19 protein-coding genes are annotated in these 20,313 nt (G+C 71.0%); 12 read left to right on the forward strand and 7 right to left on the reverse strand.

Going from position 1 to position 20,313, the window contains the following annotated elements:
* Positions 1-47 precede the first annotated feature (47 nt).
* Both Pph01_RS40180 and Pph01_RS40185 read left to right on the forward strand, forming a co-directional pair.
* Positions 48-956 carry a hypothetical protein gene (locus Pph01_RS40180; RefSeq protein ID WP_204078512.1) on the forward strand — a complete coding sequence of 303 codons (909 nt, stop codon included), beginning with the start codon at positions 48-50 and terminating at the stop codon, positions 954-956.
* Positions 957-1,079: 123 nt separating this feature from the next.
* Positions 1,080-1,478, forward strand: a complete 399-nt coding sequence (locus tag Pph01_RS40185) for a cold-shock protein (protein ID WP_204078513.1) — start codon at positions 1,080-1,082, stop codon at positions 1,476-1,478.
* Between the two features lie 17 nt (positions 1,479-1,495).
* On the opposite strand, the gene Pph01_RS40190 is transcribed toward Pph01_RS40185, so the two are convergent.
* Positions 1,496-2,791, reverse strand: coding sequence for an MFS transporter (locus tag Pph01_RS40190; protein ID WP_239117370.1), 1,296 nt, complete (start codon positions 2,789-2,791; stop codon positions 1,496-1,498).
* A 107-nt stretch (positions 2,792-2,898) separates the two neighbouring features.
* Between Pph01_RS40190 and Pph01_RS40195 the strand changes: the two genes are divergently transcribed.
* On the forward strand, positions 2,899-3,699 hold the full coding sequence (locus Pph01_RS40195) for a DUF3027 domain-containing protein (protein WP_204078515.1): 801 nt from the start codon (positions 2,899-2,901) through the stop codon (positions 3,697-3,699).
* A 1-nt stretch (position 3,700) separates the two neighbouring features.
* On the forward strand, positions 3,701-6,649 hold the full coding sequence (locus Pph01_RS40200) for a sacsin N-terminal ATP-binding-like domain-containing protein (RefSeq protein ID WP_204078516.1): 2,949 nt from the start codon (positions 3,701-3,703) through the stop codon (positions 6,647-6,649).
* Between the two features lie 72 nt (positions 6,650-6,721).
* Here Pph01_RS40200 and Pph01_RS40205 read toward each other — a convergent pair whose 3' ends face one another.
* A complete protein-coding gene (locus Pph01_RS40205; RefSeq protein ID WP_204078517.1) occupies positions 6,722-6,934 on the reverse strand; it encodes a DUF2530 domain-containing protein in 213 nt (70 codons plus the stop codon).
* A 109-nt stretch (positions 6,935-7,043) separates the two neighbouring features.
* Here Pph01_RS40205 and Pph01_RS40210 point away from each other — a divergent pair, with 109 nt between their 5' ends.
* A complete protein-coding gene (locus Pph01_RS40210) occupies positions 7,044-8,507 on the forward strand; it encodes an NCS2 family permease (RefSeq protein WP_204078518.1) in 1,464 nt (487 codons plus the stop codon).
* A gap of 109 nt (positions 8,508-8,616) precedes the next feature.
* Here the strand turns inward: Pph01_RS40210 and Pph01_RS40215 are convergent, their stop codons facing one another.
* Together Pph01_RS40215 and Pph01_RS40220 are read right to left on the reverse strand one after the other, a co-directional pair.
* Complete coding sequence (locus Pph01_RS40215) at positions 8,617-9,087, reverse strand: hypothetical protein (RefSeq protein ID WP_204078519.1); 471 nt, start codon at positions 9,085-9,087, stop codon at positions 8,617-8,619.
* A gap of 32 nt (positions 9,088-9,119) precedes the next feature.
* Positions 9,120-9,683, reverse strand: a complete 564-nt coding sequence (locus tag Pph01_RS40220; protein ID WP_204078520.1) for a TetR/AcrR family transcriptional regulator — start codon at positions 9,681-9,683, stop codon at positions 9,120-9,122.
* Positions 9,684-9,883: 200 nt separating this feature from the next.
* On the opposite strand from Pph01_RS40220, the gene Pph01_RS40225 reads away from it, so the two are divergent.
* Genes Pph01_RS40225 through thpR form a run of 3 tightly spaced genes read left to right on the forward strand, consistent with a single transcriptional unit; the run spans position 9,884 to position 12,103 of the window.
* A complete protein-coding gene (locus tag Pph01_RS40225; RefSeq protein WP_203953264.1) occupies positions 9,884-10,327 on the forward strand; it encodes a MarR family winged helix-turn-helix transcriptional regulator in 444 nt (147 codons plus the stop codon).
* A 5-nt stretch (positions 10,328-10,332) separates the two neighbouring features.
* Positions 10,333-11,583: an MFS transporter gene (locus Pph01_RS40230; protein WP_204078521.1), complete on the forward strand. Its 1,251-nt coding sequence runs from the start codon at positions 10,333-10,335 to the stop codon at positions 11,581-11,583.
* Positions 11,549-12,103: an RNA 2',3'-cyclic phosphodiesterase gene (thpR, locus tag Pph01_RS40235; protein ID WP_204078522.1), complete on the forward strand. Its 555-nt coding sequence runs from the start codon at positions 11,549-11,551 to the stop codon at positions 12,101-12,103. The genes Pph01_RS40230 and thpR overlap by 35 nt, the downstream gene beginning before the upstream one ends.
* Before the next feature lie 114 nt (positions 12,104-12,217).
* Here thpR and Pph01_RS40240 read toward each other — a convergent pair whose 3' ends face one another.
* Positions 12,218-13,189 (reverse strand): aldo/keto reductase, encoded by a 972-nt coding sequence (locus tag Pph01_RS40240; RefSeq protein ID WP_204078523.1) that lies wholly within the window; start codon positions 13,187-13,189, stop codon positions 12,218-12,220.
* Positions 13,190-13,244: 55 nt separating this feature from the next.
* On the opposite strand from Pph01_RS40240, the gene Pph01_RS40245 reads away from it, so the two are divergent.
* Positions 13,245-14,336, forward strand: coding sequence for a hypothetical protein (locus Pph01_RS40245; RefSeq protein ID WP_204078524.1), 1,092 nt, complete (start codon positions 13,245-13,247; stop codon positions 14,334-14,336).
* Positions 14,337-14,368: 32 nt separating this feature from the next.
* On the opposite strand, the gene Pph01_RS40250 is transcribed toward Pph01_RS40245, so the two are convergent.
* Positions 14,369-14,758 carry a hypothetical protein gene (locus Pph01_RS40250; RefSeq protein ID WP_204078525.1) on the reverse strand — a complete coding sequence of 130 codons (390 nt, stop codon included), beginning with the start codon at positions 14,756-14,758 and terminating at the stop codon, positions 14,369-14,371.
* A gap of 118 nt (positions 14,759-14,876) precedes the next feature.
* Between Pph01_RS40250 and lhgD the strand changes: the two genes are divergently transcribed.
* Genes lhgD through Pph01_RS40265 form a run of 3 tightly spaced genes read left to right on the forward strand, consistent with a single transcriptional unit; the run spans position 14,877 to position 18,344 of the window.
* Positions 14,877-16,067: an L-2-hydroxyglutarate dehydrogenase gene (gene lhgD, locus Pph01_RS40255; protein WP_204078526.1), complete on the forward strand. Its 1,191-nt coding sequence runs from the start codon at positions 14,877-14,879 to the stop codon at positions 16,065-16,067.
* Positions 16,068-16,080: 13 nt separating this feature from the next.
* Complete coding sequence (locus Pph01_RS40260; RefSeq protein WP_204078527.1) at positions 16,081-16,791, forward strand: response regulator transcription factor; 711 nt, start codon at positions 16,081-16,083, stop codon at positions 16,789-16,791.
* 5 nt (positions 16,792-16,796) lie between these two features.
* Complete coding sequence (locus tag Pph01_RS40265; protein ID WP_239117372.1) at positions 16,797-18,344, forward strand: HAMP domain-containing sensor histidine kinase; 1,548 nt, start codon at positions 16,797-16,799, stop codon at positions 18,342-18,344.
* 22 nt (positions 18,345-18,366) lie between these two features.
* On the opposite strand, the gene Pph01_RS40270 is transcribed toward Pph01_RS40265, so the two are convergent.
* Positions 18,367-20,247, reverse strand: a complete 1,881-nt coding sequence (locus Pph01_RS40270; protein ID WP_204078528.1) for an efflux RND transporter periplasmic adaptor subunit — start codon at positions 20,245-20,247, stop codon at positions 18,367-18,369.
* Positions 20,248-20,313: the final 66 nt, after the last annotated feature.

The raw sequence follows: 20,313 nt of genomic DNA on the forward strand, positions 1-20,313 counted from the left end.
TCGAGCATCACTCGACCGGGGGCGGGGGGTGAGGCAGTATGACGAGCATGATCGAGCGTGCGGACCAGCTCGTTCTCGAGTTCGTCAGCAGGGTGGCCGACGCGGCGCACGGCAGGCTGCGCCCTGAACAGCGGCTCGACTTCGTCCAGCGGCTGCGCGCCGGCGTCGAGCGGGAGCGCGGTGGCAGCGAGGACGCCAGGTACGTCGCGAAGGTCATCGCCGGGTTCGGGACGCCGGCAGACCTGATCGACCGGGAGGTCCGCAGGCTCGCGGCCGCCCAGCAGGCCGCTCAGCAGGCCGCGGACCCGGCCTCCCGCCAGGACGCCCGGCCGGTCGGGGCGGGGGACACGGCGGTCTTCCCCGTGGTCGCCGACGACGCGGAACCGCACCACGGAGCCCACCCCGAGGACGGCGACAGGCGGCTGCCCCCCGGCGTGATCTACGGCCGGCGGATCGCGACGGAGCGGATCACCCGCCGGGCCGATCGGCCGGCCCCGCTGCTGCGGTTGCGCCGCGCGGCGATGGCGGGGGGAAACCCGATGGCCACCGGGGGGAGGGACGCCCGGACGATCTTCCTGAACAACCGCCGCGAGACGATGGCGCTCGCCCTGCTCGTCGTGGCGGGTCTGCTCGTCCCGTTCCGCCTGCCGACCCTGGCCATCTTCCCGATACCCGCGATCGTGTGGGCCGCTGCGGCCCTGACCCTGCTCGCCTGCCAGGGCTGGTCGTTCTCCGACCGGCTGATCGGTCTGACCGTTCCGGTCCTCGCCTACGCGGTCGGCGGGGTCCTGCTGGGAGCGGCGCGTTCGGAGGGCGGGACCGTTCAGGCGTTCATGGTGTCGTTCCACAACGTGAGCGGTGTGCTCTTCATTCTCGGAACCGCCGCGGCGGTGTCGTGGCTGGCCTTTCGGCTGCTCGATCCACCCCACGGAGAAAACGGAAACAATCGCCGATAAACCACTCGCGCGTCGATCTCGTGATGTGCAGGCTTACTTCCCAGAGTGGGGGTCCGCAGGGGCCCTCTCAGGGCATAACCTACTTGCAATCACCTTCACGACAGTCTGAACGAGGTCACCCCTGTGCCGAGTGGCAAGGTCAAGTGGTATGACGCCGACAAGGGTTTCGGCTTTCTCACGCGCGATGACGGCGGTGAGGTATTCGTACATTCTTCGGCGCTTCCCAAGGGCGCGGAGGCGCTGAAGCCTGGGCAGCGGGTCGAGTTCGGTGTGGCCGAGGGCCGTCGCGGTCAGCAGGCCCTTTCGGTCCGGGTCCTGGAGCAGCCGCCGACGCTGGCGAAGGCCGCCAAGCCGAAGGGCAAGCGGAAGAGCCCGGACGAGATGGTGGTCATCGTCGAGGATCTGATCAAGCTGCTCGACGACATCTCGAACTCCTACCAGCGGGGCAAGCACCCCGACGTGGTCCATGCCAAAAAGGTGGCGACGGTTCTGCGGGCGGTGGCCGACGACATCGACGGGTGACGCGGCGGGTGGCGTGGTCAGTGGGCCGGTTCGGGGGTGACGGTCGCCAGCCGCCTGCGCCGGTGGGTGAGAAGCCACACGAAGGAGAAGGCGAGCCCCGCGGAGACCACCGCGAGTCCCGTGGGGCCGGGCGTGAACAACGACATGACCAGGCCGAGGAGGCCGCCGAACACCCAGGCGATCTGGAGCAGCGTCTCCACGACGCCGAAGGTCGACGACCGGACCTCCTCGCCGATCTCCCGCTGGACGATCGCGTCGAGCGCGAGCTTGCCGAGGCTCTGGGCGAAGGCGCCCACGAGGGCCACCACGAGGGCCGTCCACAGGGAGAAGAAGAACGCCGCCGCGACCGTGGTGACGGTCGTCACGGCGAGCGTGACCAGCACCGTCAGGAGCGGTGAGCGGGATCGGACCCACGAGGCGACCGCCGCGCCGGCCAGCCCGCCGCCGCCCGCGGCGATGGCCAGCAGGGTCAGGGCGGCCTCGGGGGCGAGGCCGTGGAGATGGTGGTCCTGCACCAGGAAGAGCAGGAAGAACACCAGGAACCCGGCCTGCACGCGGATGGCGGCGTTCGCGGTCATCGCCTCGCCGACCACCTGGCCCACGCTGAGGATGGTCCGCCATCTCGACGGCCGGGACGGCGCCGCCTCGGCCTCGGCGTCCGCTTCGGCGTCCATCTCGACGTCGGGTGAGTCGACGTGCCGCGGGAGCCGTACGGCGACGACGCCGGCGGCGATGAATAGCGGCATCGTGGCGCGCAGCACCCATTCGGGCCCCGCCAGGGCGGCCACCCCGGTCGAGAGGGCGGCGCCGACCCCCGCGGAGACCAGGGCGAACAGGGAGACGCGTGCGTTCGCCGTGACCAGAGGGATGTCGGCGGGCAGCACGCTCGGCATGATCGCCGCCCGGGACACGTTGTACGCCTTGGACAACACGAGCACCGCCAGGGCGGAGGGGAAGAGCGTGAGCGCGTCGGAGGAGTGGACGGCGCCCGCCATGCCCCAGCACAGCAGCCCGCGCGCGAACAGCGTCCCGGCCATGATGTAGCGCCGCCCGGAGCGGAAGCGGTCGAGCACGGGACCCACGAAGGGCGCCACGACGGCGAAGGGAACCATCGTGATCAACAGGTAGAGCGCCACCTGGCCGCGCGCCTGTCCGACGGGCAGCCGGAAGAGCAGCGCGCCCGCCAGGGAGACCGTGATCAACGCGTCGCCCGCCGAGTGGGCGGCGGTCAGTTCGATCAGCCGGCCGAGACCGGTCCGATCAGCGCCGTTGGCGTGCGTGAGCCGCCGGGTCGCCCGTCCTGGCGCTCCCACAGCACGCACAACTTTCGGCCAAAAATCCACCATAGGCACCGACATCCCTTCCAGTGTTACCCCATAGAGCCGGTGCGGTCCGCTCTCGGCGTGGGTGAAAATGGAGTGTGAGTCGTACCCGAATCCGAAGCACTCCAGTCGACCAGGCGTGTGCCGATGCCGTCGACCTGGCCCGAGCAGTTGCCGAGGAGATGGCCCGTCCGGGTGAGGTGGGGGCGCATCTGGGCTTCGAGAGCGAGGGCGACCGGCTCGTCACCCACTTCTTCGAGTGCCTGGAGCGGGCGTACTCAGGCTGGCGATGGGCGGTCACGGTCACCCGGGCTTCCCGCGCGCGCAACGTCACCGTGAGCGAGAGTGTGCTGCTGCCCGGGACGGGCGCGCTGCTCGCCCCCCAGTGGGTGCCCTGGAACGAGCGACTGCTGCCCGGCGACCTCGGCGTGGGCGACCTGCTGCCGACGGAGGCCGACGACGACCGCCTCACCCCGGGCTACACCGCCACCGGCGACGATCTCGACGAGCAGATGATCTTCGAGTACGGCCTCGGCCGTGCCCGCGTGCTTTCGCCGGTCGGCCGGGACCTGGCCGTGCAGCGCTGGCACTCCGGCGAGGCGGGCCCGCACACCCCGCTGGCGCACGCGGCCCCCGCCCAATGCTCGACCTGCGGGTTCTACTGGCCCCTGTCGGGCACGCTGCGGCTCGGCTTCGGCGTCTGCGCCAACGAGTACGCCCCCGACGACGGCCGCGTGGTCGCCGCCGACCACGGGTGCGGCGCCCACTCCGAGGCGACGACGGTCCCCTCGATGGTCGTGGAGGCCCAGCCTCCGATCCTCGACGACCTGGGATACGACGACCTCATGGAAGCCGGCTCGGTCGACGCGGCCGACTCCGAGCCGCTCGGTCACTCCTGACATGTTCGACACCCGCAGACTGCGTGAGACGGTCCTCGCCGCCTGGACGGCGTCGCCCGCACGATTCCGCGAGGACGCCAACGCGGAGGAGGACTTCGCGCTCGGCGGCTACCGCGACCGGCTGGTCGTTGAGTTGGCCCAGAACGCGGCGGACGCCGCCCTGCGCGCCGGTGTGCCGGGGCGCCTGAGGCTGTCGCTGCGCGACGGCGTGCTCCTGGCCGCCAACACCGGCGCCCCGCTGGACGAGGCGGGCGTCGAGGGCCTGTCCACGCTGCGCGTCTCCGGGAAGAGAGGCGAGGCGGGCGCCGCCGGCCGGTTCGGCGTCGGCTTCGCGGCCGTCGTGTCGGTCTGCGACGAGCCCTCGATCTTCTCCCGGGAGACCGGAGGGGTCCGCTGGTCGCGTGCGGAGACGAGCGCCCTCGTGAGCTCCCGTCCCGAGCTCGCCGCCGAGCTGGCCGGCCGCGACGGCCACGTGCCGCTGCTGCGCCTGCCGTTCCCCGCGGAGCACACCGAGGTCCCCGAGGGGTTCGACACGCTGGTACGGCTCCCGCTCCGTGACGAGGCGGCCGGGCAGGCCGTGCGGCGGATGCTGGAGGAGGCCGGGCCGGCGCTGCCCCTGGCGATGCCCGCGCTCGAGACCGTCGAGATCGAGATCGACGGGCAGGTGCGCACGATCTCGACCGACGGCTGGCGGATCGTGACGGAGTCGGGGGTGTTCACGCCCGGACAGGTCGCCGAGCTGTTCGCCGGACGGCCCACCGAAGAGCGGGCCCGGCCGTACTGGGAGATCCGCTGGGCGGTGCACCCGGAGGTCCGCACCCCGCGGGTCGTGCACGCGCCGACGCCGAGCGACGAGCCCCTCGACCTCCCGGCCCTGCTGATCGCCACGTTCCCGCTGACCACCGACCGGCGGCACGTCGCGCCCGGACCGCTCACCGACCTCCTGGTCGCCCGCGCGGCCGAGGCCTACGTCCGGCTGCTCCAGGACCTGCCCGCCACTCCGGCCCTGCTCGACCTCGTGCCGGGGATGATGGGCAGGGGAGAGCTCGACGCCGTCATCCGCAGAGAGATCATCAGACTGCTGCCGGGCACGCCGCTGCTCCCCGCGATCTCCGGGATCCTGCCGGGTGACCAGACGCGGGCCGTCGAGGGGTCGCAGGAGTTCCTCGACAAGATCGCGGACATGGTCCCCGGGCTGCTGCCCGCGGGCTGGGCCTCGCGCAACCCCGCCCTCACCACCCTCGGCGTCAGGCGGGTGGAGCTCGCCGACGTCGTGGACATGTTGTCCGGCGACGCCGTACAGGACAAGGACCCGTCGTGGTGGCGGTCGTTGTACGCGGTGCTGCCCGCGGACGATCTCGAGGCCATCGGGGCGATCCCGGTGCCGCTCGCCGACGGCCGGCTGGTCCGTGGCCCGCGCGGCACGCTGGTGCTCTCCGCCGGCCTGGACCACGATCTCGGCGACCGCCCGTCGCTCGATCCGGCCCTGCTGGGCCCGCTGGGGCTGCGGATCGTTCATCCCGACGCCGTTCATCAGCTGCTGCTCAGGTTGGGCGCCGCCGAGGCCACGCCGAGGACGGTCCTCGAGGACCCGCTCACCCATGCCGCCGTGGCCGAGTCGCTCAACAGCGCCGATCCCGAGCCGGTGTCCCAGGCCGTGCTCGCGTTGGTCGACGCGGCGGGGCTCACGGCCGGTGAGGCCCCGTGGTTGTCCGAGCTGGCGTTGCGGGGCGCCGACGGCGAGCTCTACGCGGCGGGCGACCTGCTCCTCGAGGGCGGCTCGCTGGCCGGGCTGATCGACGGGGACGTGCCGTTCGGCGTCGCCGCGGCCGACCTGGTCGAGAAGTACGGCTCGCACGTGCTGGCGGCGACCGGCGTGCTCGACGGGTTCGCCGTGGTCAACGACTCCGACGTCCTGCTCGACCTGTCCGAATGCGACCACGATCTCGATCTCGAGGACGAGTGGATCGAGGCCGTCCTCGATCTGCTGCCCGACTTCGACGTGCCGCCGGTGGCCAGGGAGTTCACCGCCGTCCGCGACCTGGAGTACGTCGCCGACTGGACCGCCGCGCTCGGCCTGCTCTCCCGGCCGCCGCTGCGTGCCGCCCTGCGGCCGCTACGCGTGCTCGTGGCGGGCGAGACGGTCGAGGTCCCGTCGTACACGTCGTGGTGGTTGTCGCGTCATCCGGTGCTCGGCGGCCGCGTTCCCACGACGCTCCGGCTTCCCTCGGGCGACCCCCTGCTGTTCGGCCTGTACGGCGACGCACCGGCGGGGATCGACGAGAGCGCGCTGAAGATGATCGGCGTCAGGTCCTCACTCGAGGAGTTGCTGGCCTCGCACGGCGGGCCGGAGGAACTGCTCGACCAGCTCGCCGACTCCTCGGCCGAGGTCGACCGGGCGCAACTGCGTTCTCTCTGGACGGCCCTGGCGGGCGTGGACCCCTCGCGTGTGAGCCCGCCGGACGCGGTCAGGGCGGTGCTGAAGGGGGCGATCGTGGTGGCGGAGGCCGAGGAGGGCCCCGTCGTCGTGGAGGCGCCCGACCTGCTGCCCCTGGTGGAGGACCGGCCGCTCGTGCTGGCGCCGTTCGATCTCGCGGAGGCGTTGTCGGAGGTGCTGGACCTGCCCCTGGTCGGGGAGGTCGTCACGGGCGCGGTGACGTCGTCGGGAGTGGAGCGTCCGGTGCCGCCGCAGGTGCGCTCGCTGCTGCCCTCCGCGCCGCTGAGCTATGTCGAGCACGACGATCTGCTGGTCGACGGCAGGCCGGTGCCGTGGCGTTTCTACGAGGGCATGGTCCACGCTTCGGGCGTCGAGGGCCTGGCCAGGGGCCTCGCGTGGGCGGCCGGGCAGTGGGGTGACCGGCTCGCGGTGGCCGCGCTCCTGCGGGATCCCGGCAGGGTTCCGCTGCTGCTGGCCGAGGCCGACCTCGATCCGGTGACCGCTCTGAGCTGAGTGCCTGGTCGCTTCGCCCGCGCGGCCGCTCTGGGCTGAGTGCCTGGCCGCGTCGGCCGGGCGGCCGCCGTCTCAGCGGCGCCGGGAGTCGCGGCGGTGGACGTAGTAGACGCCGAACAGGCCCAGGCCGATTCCCACCACGCAGGTCCAGATCGACCAGGTGTGCACCGGCCGGATGATCAGCAGCACGACCAGGGCGATCGCCCACAGCCCCGTTCCCACGAGGAAGGTCGTGGTGTCGTTGGTCTTGATCGGTTGGGGATCCGGTCGGCGCGGCTGGTTCACCCCGCAAGCTTAAGAGATCGTGCGACCAGGATGACCTCGGATGACAGATTAGTCACAAAAGGACAACTGCGTCTTTTCGTAAAAGGCGTGATCCTGTCACTCTGCGCGCGTGAACCAGACCAGCAGTTCCACTGCACTTGATCGCTATTTTTTCATCTCAGCGCGCGGCTCCACCGTGGGTCAGGAGATCCGCGGCGGCGTCGCCACCTTTTTCACGATGGCCTACATCGTGGTTCTCAATCCCCTCATCATCGGAACGGCCGCGGACAAGACCGGGCAGTTTCTCGGTGACGGCAGTGCCTCGAATCTCCCGCTGGTCGCCGCGGCGACGGCGTTCGTGGCCGGAATCGTCACGATCGCGATGGGCGTGTTCGGCCGGGTGCCGTTCGCTCTGGCCACAGGGCTCGGCCTGAACGCCTTCCTCGCCTTCGGCGTCGCCAGCCAGATGTCCTGGGAAGACGCCATGGGCCTGGTGGTGCTGGAGGGCATCGTGATCGCCATCCTGGTGGTCACGGGCTTCAGGGTCGCGGTGTTCAACGCCATCCCCGCCCAGCTCAAGACCGCGATCAGCGTCGGGATCGGGCTGTTCATCACGCTCATCGGCTTCGTCGACGCGGGTTTCGTGCGGCGTATCCCCGACGCCGCGCACACCACCGTGCCCGTGCAACTCGGCTCGCTCGGCAACGGATCGCTGACCGGCTGGCCGACGCTGGTCTTCGTCGTGGGCCTGATCGTGACGGCGTTCCTGGTGGCGCGGAAGGCGAAGGGCGCGATCCTCGTCGGCATCGTCGCGACGACGATCTTCGCGTTCGTGGTGGAGCTGATCGGCGACCTCGGCAGCCAGCCCGGGAAGCCGAACGGGTGGAGCCTCAACATCCCCCAGTGGCCGGGCAAGATCATTGACGTCCCCGACCTGTCGCTGCTCGGCCAGTTCAGCCTGTTCGGCGCGTTCGCGCAGATCGGCGGGCTCGCGGCCGTCCTGCTGGTCTTCACGCTGATGCTGGCCGACTTCTTCGACACCATGGGCACGATCGTCGGCGTCGGCCGCCAGGCCGGTCTCGTCCGCGCCGACGGCACGATGGAGCGGACCCGCGAGATCCTGCTGGTCGACTCCATCGCCGCGGCGGCGGGCGGCGCGGCGAGCGTCTCGTCGAACACCACGTACATCGAGTCCGCGTCCGGCGTCGGGGAGGGCGCCCGTACGGGACTCGCGAGCGTGGTCACCGGCCTGCTCTTCCTGCTCGCGATGTTCTTCGCGCCGCTGACCGACATCGTCCCCTTCGAGGCGGCGACGCCCGCGCTGGTGATCGTCGGCTTCCTGATGATGACCCAGATCAAGGAGATCGACTTCAGCGACTTCGAGGTCGCGATCCCGGCGTTCCTGACGATCGTGCTGATGCCGTTCACCTACTCGATCACCGCGGGGATCGGCGCCGGCTTCGTCAGCTACATCGTGATCAAGGCCCTGCGCGGCAAGGCCAAGGAGGTGCACCCGCTGCTCTGGCTCGTGGGGATCCTCTTCGTCGTCTACTTCGCGCTGGAACCGATCAAGAGCCTTCTCGGGGTCGGCTGACGTACGAGGCCGTCGTGGCGGTGGCCGGAGCGGGCCACCACCATGACGGCCTGGTCGTGCCGTACGGCCCGGCCGTCCTGGGTGGACGCCGGGCCGCCCGAGGGGCGCGTCACACCGTGCCGGCGGCGGCGAACGTGCAGATCGCGGCGGCGAAGAAGAGCGCGTGCAGGATCATGTGCTCGAGATTCGGGCGCGGGCGGCCCTTCCGGCCGGGGAGCACGATGATGGTCTTCGCGTAGGTCCGCGCGTGCAGTCCGGCCCAGGTCTCCCCGGTGCCCGCGGCCGCCCAGGGGACCGTCACGCCGACCAGGTACGGCAGCCACCACACGGCCAGACCGCTGAGGAGGATGAGCAGTTCGAGGCCCCCTCCGGCGTAGGCGAGGACCGGCAGTCCGGTGAGGCCGGCAATGACGAGTAGCACGGCAGGGACGAGCATGACCGGCCCGTTGAGGGACACCTCGGTGATCTGTTCCGACCTCTTCGCCTCCCGCACGTTGTTGAACGGGAAGACGTCGACGAGCGTGTTGAAGACGAAGTAGGCGTCGGCCAGGAGCAGCAGGACGAGCGCGACGGCGAACATGGGGGGAGTCCTTTCGTTTTTGGGGAGCGGGCTCAGGCGCCGTGACGCGCCTGGACTCCGGCGAGGAACGTGGACAGGGCGATGTCGAACCAGGTGTCGTAGTACGCCTGGGGTGCTGCGGGCGGCTCGGGAGCCTCGCCGAACTCGGCGAGGGCGTGGCCCGTCACGAGGATGAACAGCGACTGCACCAGGAACAGCGCCTCCTCGTCGGTGAGGCGCAGGCCCGAGTGCATCGAGGCCAGCACCAGGGGGACCGCCGGCTCGAACACCTCGGGCGACACGTTCCGCACGGCGACGACCGCGGCGGCGCCCGGATGGGCGCTCAGGGTCTCCCGCAGGGAGCGCGCCATTCCGGTCATCAGCTCACGCCACCCCAGTCCCGGGGTGATCGCCCCGATCACCTGCCCTGCGACGCGGTCCGACACCAGTTGGAGGAGTGCGGCCTTGTTCGGCACGTGGTAGTAGAGCGACGCCGCCTTCGCGTCGAGCCGCGTGGCCAGCGTGCGCATCGAGAGCGCGGCGAAACCCTCCTGGTCGAGGAGGTCGAACACCGCGCGGAGGATCGATTCGGTGTCTAGACGTGCCGCCGGGCTCATGGACGGCCCCTTTCTAACGTCGTTAGGCAGAAACTAACAGCGTTAGAATGAGCGCGCAAGGGTCGGCTTGAGAATCCGGGATGGGGGGCGGTGTTCCCGTGGATGCGTCACATGGGAGGCCGCTGCGCACCCGCGAGGCTCTGAGCTCGCGAATTGCGGAATATCGACAGGCGACATAAAGTTAGCAAAGGTAATGAGACATGCTAACAAAGACAGAGAACCTCCGCAGCGACGCCGGCCTCGCGTCCGCGTTGCGCGTTTCGCTCGCGCGGCTGAACCGCCGGCTGCGCAAGCAGGGCGCGCATCACTCGCTGACCCCCACGCAGCTCGCGACGCTGGCCGCCGTCGAGAGCCACACCGAGATGACCCCCGGAGAACTGGCGGAGCACGAGAAGGTGCAGCCGCCCTCGATGACACGAGTGATCGCCAAGCTCGAGGAGCGGGGTCTGCTGGCACGCAAACCCCATCCGACGGACCGGAGGCAGGTCACCGTCCGCCTGACGGAGGCGGGGACGGCGCTGCTCAAGGAGGAGCGTCGGATGAAAGAGGCCTGGCTGGCGCGGCAGCTCAAGGAGCTGACGCCGGAGGAGCGGGCGGCGCTGCGGGTGGCCGCGCCGATTCTGGCGAGGCTCTCCCAGATGTAGGGGGGATGTTCCGCTCGCTGCGCAACTACAACTACCGGCTGTTCGCGGTCGGTGGAGTGGTGTCCAACATCGGCACCTGGATGCAGCGGACGGCGCAGGACTGGCTGGTCCTCGACCTCACTGGCGGCAGCGGCTCCGCGCTCGGCGTGACCGTCGCGCTGCAGTTCCTGCCGGTGATGTTGTTCGGCCTGTGGGGCGGAATGCTCGCGGACCGCTACCCCAAGCGGCGCGTGCTGGTCGTGGCCCAGACGTTGATGGGCCTGCTCGCGCTCAGCATGGGCGTCCTCGTCCTGACCGGTTCCGTGCAGGTGTGGCACGTCTACGTGATGGCCTTCACCCTCGGGCTGGTGTCCTGTGTCGAGGTCCCGACACGGCAGTCGTTCGTCGTGGAGATGGTGGGCCGCAAGGACCTGCCGAACGCGATCGCGCTCAACAGTTCGACGTTCAACCTGGCCAGGGTGGTCGGCCCGGCCGCCGCGGGTGTCTTCATCTACTGGATGGGCACCGGCCCGATCTTCCTGCTGAACGCGGCCTCGTTCGCCGCCGTGATCATCGGGCTGATCCTGATGCGGGGTTCGGAGCTGCGCAGCCCCGAGCCGGTTCCGCGGGCCAGGGGCCAGCTCCGTGAGGGACTGCGGTACGTCTTGGACCGTCCGGACATCCTGTTGCCGCTGCTCATCGTCGGCTTCATGGCGATCTTCGCGCAGAGCTTCACGACCAGCATCGCCCTCATGGCCCGGCAGGTGTACGGCGCGGGCGCGTCGTCCTTCGGCATCGCGTCCAGCGCGTTCGCCGTGGGGGCCCTCGGCGGGGCGTTGCTGGCGGCGCGGCGGGTCAAGCAGAGCCGCCGGTTCCTGCTCGTCGGATCCGTGTGCTTCGGGGCCTTCCAGATCGCCGCCGGGATCGCCCCCGACTACCCGGCCTTCCTGCTCCTGCTGATCCCGGCCGGAATGGCCATGATCACGGTCAACACCACCGCGAACACCATGGTGCAGCTCGGATCGTCGCCGGACATGCGCGGCCGGGTCATGGGCATCTACGTGCTCGTGTTCACGGCGGGGGCGCCCGTGGGGTCGCCGCTCGTGGGATGGCTGTCCGAGTCGGCCGGCCCGCGTGCCGCCGTCGTGACCGCCGGCATGCTGAGCGTGGTGGGCACCGGCCTCGCCGTACTGCTGACCAGGGTCGTCGCGGCCCGCATGGCCGCCGGGGAACAATCAGCCCGTGAGGTTGTTCCTAGCGCTGCTACCGCCGTCTGAGGCGCTGGCGGAGGTCGACGCGGCGATCGGCCCCGTCCGGGCCGAATGGCCGGGTCTGCGCTGGATCGACCCGGCCCTGTGGCACGTGACCCTCGTCTTCCTCGGCGAGGTCCCCGACCGGGTGCTGCCCGACCTGCACGTACGGCTGGCCAGGGCCGCCTCGCGCCACCGGCCGGCGACGTTGTCCTTCGCCGGGTCAGGGGCCTTCCCGTCTCCTGCTCACGGGAGGGTCTTCTGGACCGGCCTCGGCGACGGCCCGTCCCTGAAGGGGCTGGCGGACTCGCTCGCGGCGGGAGCCCGGCGGGCCGGGGCGATGAAGAAGGACCCCACGCGGTTCCATCCCCATCTCACCCTGGCCCGCTCACGGGACGGAGTCGATCTGTGGCCTCTCGTCCGGGCCACGAGCACGTTCAGCGGGCGCTCGTGGGAGGCGAAAGCCGTACATCTGATGCGAAGCCACCTGGGGCCGCACGTTCGTTACGAGCCCGTCGAGGCGTATTCACTCGGTCGTCGCGACTAGGCTCCTTGGCGTGGATCGTCCTCGTCGCTGGTTGTTGCCCACGGTGCTCGCGCTGCTCGTGCTCATCGTGGTGATCGGAACACTGCTGGGATGAGGCCATAGGCGGGGCCGCCCCTACCAGGCGTACGCCTCGGGGGCGGCGTGACCGGGACCGGGGAAGATCTCGTCGAGACGGGCGAGCGCGTCTTCGTCGATCCCCGTGTGCATGACCTGGTTCGCGCCCTCGAGCTGCGCCATCGTCCGCGGCCCGACGATCGGAGCGGCGACCGCCGGCTGGCAGAGCAGCCAGGCGAGGGCCACGACGGTGGGATCCGCGCCGATCTCCGCACAGAACGCCTCGTACTCCTCGATCTTGCTCCGGTGCTTCTCCACCTCGGCGAGCATGGTGTCGGTGCCGGAACGCCCCCTCTCGAGCTTCTTGAGCACGCCGGAGAGCAGTCCGCCCGCGAGGGGGCTCCACGGGATCACGCTGATGCCGTAGTCGTCCGCGGCCGGCAGGAGCTCGAGTTCGGGCAGGCGGTTGAGCAGGTTGTAGTGCGCCTGCTCGCTGACCAGGCCGAGGAAGTTGCGGCGCCTGGCGGCCTCCTGGGCCTTGGCGAGGTGCCAACCGGCGAAGTTCGACGAGCCGACGTACAGGATCTTGCCCTGCTGCCGCAGGACCTCCATGGCCTCCCAGAACTCGTCGAACGGCGTGTACCTGTCGATGTGGTGCGCCTGGTAGAGGTCGATGTAGTCGGTCTGCAGGCGCTTCAGGGAGGCGTCGGCGGCCCGCCTGATGTTCAGCGCCGACAGGCGGCGCTCGTTCGGCCAGTCGCCCATGATGCTGTAGACCTTGGTCGCCAGGACGGTGCGCTCGCGCCTGCCGCCGCCCTTCGCGAACCACCGGCCGATGATCTGCTCGGTGACGCCCTCGCCCTTCTGTCCGCCGTAGGAGTTCGCGGTGTCGAAGAAGTTGATGCCGAGCTCGTGGGCGCGATCCATGATCGCGTGGGAGTCGTCTTCGGTGGTCTGCGGGCCGAAGTTCATCGTGCCGAGGCAGAGCCTGCTGACCTGGAGGCCGGTACGCCCAAGTTGTTGATATTCCACTCGGCCCAGACTAGGCACCGGCGCGGGCGAGCCGTGCATCGGGAATGATTGCCGCATGGGGATCTCGCCGGGGGTTGTGAATCGGGTCAAGAGGGCACTCCGGCCGGCGGCCTGTCTCCTCGCCGTCTCCGCCGTCGTCGCCCTCGCCGTCCCGCCTTTGCCGAGCGCCCATGCCGACGACGACAAACCCCTGTTCGCCGACGACGACAAACCTCTCTTCACGATCAGGGACAAGCGCATCGGCGAGTCCAGCGGGCTGGCGTTCTCGCCGACGCACAAGGGCGTCGTCTACACGCACAACGACAGCGGCGGCTCGCCGACGGTCTACGCCGTGGGGCTCGACGGCCGGACACGGGCGGCCTTCACCCTCGCCGGAGCGGTCGCCAGGGACTGGGAGGCGATGGCGACCTCCGTCGACCCCAAGACCGGCCGGGGCGTGTTGTGGATCGGCGACATCGGCGACAACCTGGACGGCGCGTGGTCCGACATCTCCGTGTACAAGGTCGTCGAGCCGCGGACGCTGGCGGACGCGACGCTTCGGGCGACCCGATACCGCTTCCGCTACAAGGACGGCGCCCGCAACGCCGAGGGGCTGATGGTCGACCCCCGTTCCGGCAGGCTCTACATCGTCAGCAAGGAGATCGACGGGTCGATCTATCAGGCGCCGGCCAAGCTCAGGACCGACGGGGTGAACGTGCTCCGGCGGGTCGGGTCCGCCCCCATCATGGCCACCGACGCCGCCTTCGCCCCTGACGGGTCGAGCTTTGTGATCCGGACGTACTTCTCCGCCACGGTCTTCCGCTCGCCCGATCACGAGATCGCGCACGTCACGATGCCGCCGCTGAACCAGTCGGAGTCCGTCACCTACACACCGGACGGCACCGCCCTGCTCACGGGCTCAGAAGGCGAGCGGAGCCCGGTCTACGAGGTGCCGCTCCCGGCAGAGGCCCGGGCGCGCCCCGCGGCGGCCACCCGCTCTCCGGCGGCGAACCCGGCCGCGGGCGACTCCGCCAAGCGGGGTTCGGCCGCAGGCTCCGAGCAGGCCGGCGACTCCGGAGTGCCGACCACGATGATCGTCTTATGGGTGGCGGTCGCGGCCGGGGCGATCGGCGTGATCCTCGTGATCGCCTGGCGGACCGCCCGCTGAGGCGAGCGTCACAACACGCGTCACAGCGCGTGTCACAGGGGGCGCCTGTGGCTGTCGGGGCGGATTCTCTCGGTGAACCGCTCGCCCCGCAGGGCCCGCTCGACGAGGTCGATGGCCTGCGCGAGCCGTACGAGCCGGGGCCCTTCGCTGCGATAGGCCTTGAGCACCGCCTCCACGGCGTGCGGCGGCAGGTGATCCTTCAGATCCACGGCGGCGCTGCGATAGCCCTCCCGTGCGGCCTGGACCGACGCGCGCACGTGATGTCCGGCCATCCTCGCCAGCGCGATCGGGTGGCGGCGCAGCACTTCGTAGGCGCGGTAGTCCGGCGGCACCGCGTCGAGCAGCCACGCCGAGGCCGACGTCTCCCAGTCGGGACTGTCGGGCGGGCGGACCTCCTGCGGCCATCCCGGCGGCACGTACATGGACACCAGTCTACCGAACGCCAGTTCGATCTCGATTGAGTGGCAGACGAGTCCGAGAGGGCTGGTGGACAATGGCGGGCGTGGTGCCCTTATTCAGCCGTTTGTCCGCCGGAGCGACATGAAGCTTGGAATCATCGGTGCGGGAATCCTCGGCCTGGCCGTCGCCAGGGAGATGGCGCGTTCGGGCGCCGAGGTGACCGTGCTGGACAAGGAAGCCGACGTCGCGGCCCACCAGACCGGGCGCAACAGCGGTGTCGTCCACGCCGGGATCTACTACACCCCGGGTTCCCTGAAGGCGACCCTCTGCCGGGACGGCATGGCGATGCTCAGGGAGTACTGCGCGGAGCACAGGTTGCCGTACGACGAGGTCGGCAAGCTCGTCGTCGCGTCCACCCGCTCCGAGATGGCGGGACTGCGCAGGATCGCCGACCGCGCCAGGGAGAACCAGGTGCCGGGCATCGCGGAGGTCGACGCGCTCGGGCTGCGGGAGATCGAACCGGACGCCGTGGGCGTGGGCGCCGTCCACTCGCCGCACACCGCGATCACCGACTTCCCGGCCATCGCGCGCCGCCTCGCCGCCGACGTGACGGAGATGGGCGGCGCCGTACGGCTCTCGCACCCCGTCCGGGGCATCCGGGAGACGTCCCGGGGAGTCGAGGTGGCGGCGGGGACCTCGCGGTTCACCTTCGACCGGCTCATCTCCTGCGCGGGACTCGGCACCGACCGGGTGGCGGCGATGGCCGGGGCGCCGGGAGACGTGCGGATCATCCCCTTCCGCGGTGAGTACTACAAGCTGACGGACACGGCGAAGACCATGGTGCGCGGGCTCATCTATCCCGTGCCCGACCCCCGTTACCCGTTCCTCGGCGTCCACCTCACCCGCAGGATCGACGGCGAGGTGCTGGTCGGGCCCAACGCGGTGCTGGCGATGGCGCTCGAGGGCTACTCGTGGGGTGAGATCTCCCTCGGGGACCTGCGGCGGATCGTGACCTGGCCGGGCACCCGGCGGATGGCGGCGACGCACTGGCGCACCGGGGTGCGGGAGGTGTACGGATCGCTCGCGAAGCGGTCGTTCCTGTCCGCGGCGCGGCGTTACGTGCCCGCGCTCACCCTGGGCGACATCGTCAAGACGCGAGGGGGAGTCCGGGCCCAGGCCGTGGCGAGGGACGGCGCCCTGCTCGACGACTTCGCCATCGACGTGCACGGGCGGATCGTCCTGGTCAGGAATGCTCCGTCGCCCGCCGCGACGTCGAGTCTGGCCATTGCCCGGCATATCGCCTTAACGGCTCGCTTAACTTCGAACTCCTAGAGTGCTTGATGCCATGGTCAATGCATCTCCCGAAGCACAGCTGCTCGTCGTCGAGGACGAGCCGAACATCCTGGAACTGCTGGCCGCGAGCCTGCGGTTCGCGGGTTTCGAGGTCAACACCGCCTCCAGCGGAGGCGAGGCGGTGGCGGCCGTCCAGCGTCACCGGCCGGACCTGATCGTTCTCGACGTCATGCTGCCCGACATGGATGGTTTCGACATCGTGCGCCGTCTGCGCGGCGGTGGCACGCACACCCCGGTCGTCTTCCTCACCGCGAGGGACGCGACGGAGGACAAGGTCCGCGGCCTCACCCTCGGCGGCGACGACTACGTGACCAAGCCCTTCAGCCTCGAAGAGGTGGTCGCCAGGATCCGGGCCGTGCTCCGCCGTACGAGCGGCGACCCCATGGCGGTGCCCCCCCGGCTGACCTTCGCCGACATCGAGCTCGACGAGGAGTCGCACGAGGTGTGGCGCGCGGGCTCCGCCGTCCCGCTCTCGCCGACCGAGTTCAAGCTGCTGCGGTACTTCATGGCCAACGCCGGCCGGGTGTTGTCCAAGGCGCAGATCCTGGACCACGTGTGGGACTACGACTTCCGCGGTGACGCGGGAATCGTCGAGTCCTACGTCTCGGTGTTGCGCCGCAAGCTCGACAACGCCCATCCGCGGCTCATCCACACCCTCAGGGGAGTCGGATACGTGATGCGGACACCGCCGTCCGCCGCCTGAGCGTCGTGTCGGGACGCACGCCGCTGCGGATCCGGCTGAGTGCGGCCATGCTGGCGCTCGTCGCCGTGGCCATGGCCGTCATCGGAGTGGGCAGCGTCTCCGCCCTCCGCCACTACCTCGTCTCCCGCGTGGACCTCCAGCTCGCGATGGTCACCCAGGACGTGGTCGTGCGCCTGGAACGCGAGCCGATGCTCCTGGCCAGGCTCAGGGTCCCGCCGGAGGGCCGCGTCGAGGTCCGCGACGCCACGGGCAAGCTGATCGCCGCGCAGGCGGGCATGGCCGTCGAGACCCTTCCCGGCCCGGTCGCCGTCACCTCGCAGGCCCCGCAGACCGTCCCCGCCGTGTCGGGCGACGGACTGTGGCGCGCTCGCGTGGTCCCCGTCACCGGACTCGGCAGCGTGGTCGTCGCCGTCGACTTCGCTTCCGTGCGCCAGATCACCGGGCGGCTCGCACTCATCGAACTGCTGGTCGGCGGCGTCGTGATGGTCGTGCTCGCCGTCGTCGGCGTCGTGATCGTACGGCGGAGCCTGCGCCCGCTTACGGAGATCGAGCGGACGGCGGAGGACATCGCCCAGGGGAACCTCAGCAGCCGGATCCCGGACCGCGACCCCCGCACCGAGGTAGGGCGGCTGGCCCGTTCGCTGAACGGCATGCTCGCCCAGATCGAGACGGCCTTCGAGGCCCGCGCGGCGTCGGAGGCGTCCGCACGCGAGTCCGAGGCCAGGATGCGGCGCTTCGTCGCGGACGCCTCTCACGAGTTGCGCACGCCGCTCACGTCCATCAGGGGGTTCGCCGAGTTCCACCGCCAGGTTCCGGACGCCGACACCACCCGGCTGATGGGGCGGATCGAGAGCGAGGCCGCCCGCATGGGCCTGCTCGTCGAGGACCTGCTGCTGCTCGCCCGGCTGGACCAGCAGCGCCCACTCCAGTCGGAGCCCGTCGACCTGCTCGCGGTGGCCGCGGACGCCGTACACGACGCCAGGATCCTGTGCCCCGACAGGGAGATCACCCTCGACGTCGAGAGTGACGTGGCGCTCATCGTCATGGGAGACGAGGTGCGGCTGCGGCAGGTCGTCGGGAACCTGATGAGCAACGCGACCATCCACACTCCCGGCGGGACCTCCATCGCGGTCCGGCTCGGGGCGACGGGCGTGAAGGCCTTCGTGGAGGTCGCCGACCAGGGGCCCGGGCTCACCACGGAGCAGGCCGAGCGGGTCTTCGAGCGTTTCTACCGCGCGGATCCGTCGAGGACGAGGCCCTCCGGGGGCAGCGGCCTCGGGCTGGCCATCGTCGACTCGCTCGTCCGGGCGCACGGGGGCGAGGTCGGCGTCCGCACGGCGCCGGGTGAGGGCGCGGCCTTCCGCATCGTCCTCCCGCTCGCGCCCGAGGCCCTGGACTACGACGACGACTCCGCGGACGCCGACCTCGCCGAGGCCCTGTCCGCTGAAGAGTTGTCCGCCGAGGCCGAGGAGGCCGTCGCGGTCTCCGGCGAGGCGGAGAGGCTCCGGCACGAGCCGGAAGCGGTCCCCGCCGCTCCCGACGCGCTCCGTTGACACCTGCCGAGCAGGGGCGGTCTCAGCTCGCCCCGGGGAAGCCCTCGTCGGGGAAGCCTCCGCCCGCGGATCCGGTCGGCAGGACCACCTGGTCCCCGTCGGCGAGCCCGTCGACGATCTCCACGTACTGGTCGCCGCGGATGCCGGTCTTCACGGTCCGCGGCACCTGGCCGCCGCCCTGCCGGACCGTCACCGTCGCCGTTCCGTCCGGGAGAGTCCGTACTGCCTGAGCCGGCACATACAGGGCGTCGTCGGCCGTGCCGGTGGTCACCTGTGCGGTCGCGCTCTGCCCGAGCAGCAGGTTGTCCGGCCGGTTCTCGAAGGAGATCGTCACTCCGTAGCGGACGAGCCTGCCGCTCGTCGTCGCCGTGGGATCGATGTGGGCGACGACGCCGTCGTACTCCTCGCCCGGATGGGTGGCCAGCGTGATCGTGGCCTTCTGGCCCACCTTGAGCGACTGGATGTCCGACTGGGTGAACATCGCCTGCATCTGGAGGTCGCCGAGGTCGCCGAGGGTGATGAAGTCGCCGGAGGTGTACTGCGTGCCGACGGTTCCCGCGATCGAAAGGATCGTGCCGTCGGAGGGAGCCGTGATCTTCACTCCCGCGAGCGCCTGCCTGGCGTCGGCGAGATCGGACGTCGCCTTGCTGACGGCCGCCTCGGCCTCCGCCTCGGTCATCGGCGTGCCGCCGCCGCGGCCACCCGAGCCGCCGAAACCGCCTCCACCCCGGCCGATACCGCCGCCGCCCCGGCCGGAGCCCCCGCCCTGACCGCTGCCCGGGCCGCCCGGGCCTCCGCCCTGGCCGCCCCCGCCCTGCCCGGGCGTTCCGCCTCCGGGAGGACAGGTCGGCGAGGGCGTCGCGCTCGGCGGCGCGGAGTGCGTGGGGGTCGGCGACGGAGTCGCATGCGTGGGAGTCGGGGTGGGAGTGGGCGTGGGTGTACGCGTGGGCGTCACGGTCGGTGTGACGGTCGGGGTGGGCGAGGGCGAGGGGCTGGGGTGCTTGGTCCAGGTCTGCCGTGCCCCGCCGGCCGAGGTGGTGTTCGCGGACGCCGCGCCGGTGTGCGCTCCGCTGCCCGACGTGCCGCCGGGGTTCGCCGCTCCGGAACCGCTCGCCGCCGTGTGACCCGTCCCGGCGTCGTGCGTACGGCCGGCGGAGCCCTGTGTGGGCGTGTGAACCGGTGTGGAGGGGGACGAGAGCGGCGGGCGCTCCCGCCGCTGACCGGAGTCGAACGACACCAGGGACACGTTGAGGGCGAGCCAGCCGTGGCTGGTCGCCACGTCCGCGGAGGCGGAGGCGGACGCGGGCCGGGTCCCGCAGGACGGCACCGTGCCGCCCGAGCCGGAGCCGCCCGAGCCGGTGCCCCCGGAGCCTGCCCCACCGGAGCCTGCCCCACCGGATGCCCCCGCACCGCCGGATCCCCCGGAGGACGAGCCGGAGGAGCCGTGCCCCGCCGACGAGGTGCCGGCGGTCGCGCGGGCCATGGCGGGGATGACCGCGGCGCCGCCCGAAGCCGCCGCGGAGGTCACCGACGTGCCGCTCTGGACCTTGTCGAGGGTGTCCTGCGCGGCGGCGAGCGCCGCCGTGGCGGCGTCGTAGTCCTCGCGGGCGATGGTGTCGTCGATGCGGGCCAGCACGCGGCCCTTCTTCACCTTGTCCCCGACCTTGACGTTGAGCTTCCGCACCGTGCCCGCCGCCCCGAACGCCAGATCGCTCACTCCGTCGTTGACGGTGTTGCCCGCGGCGGAGACGTACGCGGACACGGTGCCGCGCTTGGCCGCGGCGAGCGAGATCTGCCCGGCCGCGGGGGAGCCGCCGTCGCCCACACGGAGGACGGCGAAGCTCGCGATGGCGACCCCGGCGAGGGCCAGTCCCCCGACGCGGATCGGAATGCTCGGTGTCATGGCGGCCATCCTCGTGACGCCACGTCATCGCTCGCTTGGCCCTGCCTGAGAGTTATCTGAAAATGC

The organism is Planotetraspora phitsanulokensis (genome assembly GCF_016863295.1).
In the GTDB taxonomy this organism is placed as follows: Bacteria; Actinomycetota; Actinomycetes; order Streptosporangiales; family Streptosporangiaceae; genus Planotetraspora; species Planotetraspora phitsanulokensis.